At 36.7% G+C, this 1,004-nt stretch carries 1 protein-coding gene; it reads right to left on the bottom strand.

The genetic code is table 11. From position 1 onward, the window contains the following. Positions 1–73: 73 nt before the first annotated feature. On the bottom strand, positions 74–793 hold the full coding sequence (locus LX24_RS14780; protein ID WP_166512889.1) for a protein NO VEIN domain-containing protein: 720 nt from the start codon (positions 791–793) through the stop codon (positions 74–76). Positions 794–1,004: the final 211 nt, after the last annotated feature.

Here is a 1,004-nt window from a genome sequence, read left to right as displayed (position 1 = left end):
CTGCGGCCCCACGCGCGCTTCGCGCGCGCTCTTCCGCCGGGCTGCGGAAGCTTAATGTTGCACCGCTAAATAATTATAAAAATAACTCCCGATATTTAAGGAGACAATTCAGACACAAATAATGTCCTTCATTTAGAAATTGAAAACCATTAAAACCCACGAAGTAAATACCTGCTTCTTCCTCACCACAAATTTGACAATTACTTATCCAAGGCTTATTTTCAACTTTAATAGAGAGTATAACCTCACGTGGCTTTTTTGCGTTACTTGCAATGGTAAAAAATTTAATTTCTCGAGGGAGATTCAAAAACGAGTTATTAATCTTTGTAGATGATAAGTTACTTTCAGTACAGCTATTTGATGAGAAATGTTCCTTTAATTTTTGCGCTGAGTAATGCACTTTCCACACCAATGGTTCACGGTAAATGCAGTTAGTAGGGTTTTCTATAATAGATATCATAGGTTTTTCTGAATTCAGATTATACACTCTATAGATATAGTATGATTGACCAAATTGTCTAGCAATCTGCCATTCATTGTCGGTAATTTCAAACGGTTCATCTGCCCCAGTTGTTGCTTTAACCTCGATAAATTTTAACCTTCCATCGGGGAAATAACTCTGTATATCATAACCTGCCCTTGGGGCGTATGTACTTACCCGCCTTACCCTTTTAGCTAATCTTGGATAATTAGTTAGTTGTTTTTTTTCATATTCCAATACAAATATTTCTCCCTTTTCTCCTACGTCAAGCTTTTCTCTATATTTATTAATTTGTTTTACCTTCTCGTTCATTATGATTTCATTGCGACAATATAAACTGCCATTCTTTTTAATCTTACCGCAAGCAAGCAACCAATCCAGTCTGCAGCCAATTATACTGTCCGATTTCCAGGTAGGGTATCTTGGTGATATCTATATAGCCCCTTAAAAGGATTTGAGTCTTATCCCTAAATGATATAAACTTTAATCAACAGAAGGGGGATAAGAATGCAGCGCAAAAGAT

It is taken from the genome of Desulfallas thermosapovorans DSM 6562, assembly GCF_008124625.1.
GTDB lineage: Bacteria > Bacillota > Desulfotomaculia > Desulfotomaculales > Desulfallaceae > Sporotomaculum > Sporotomaculum thermosapovorans.
The sequence above is the reverse complement of the archived record's forward strand: the minus strand, read 5'-3'. Positions and strand labels throughout refer to the sequence as shown.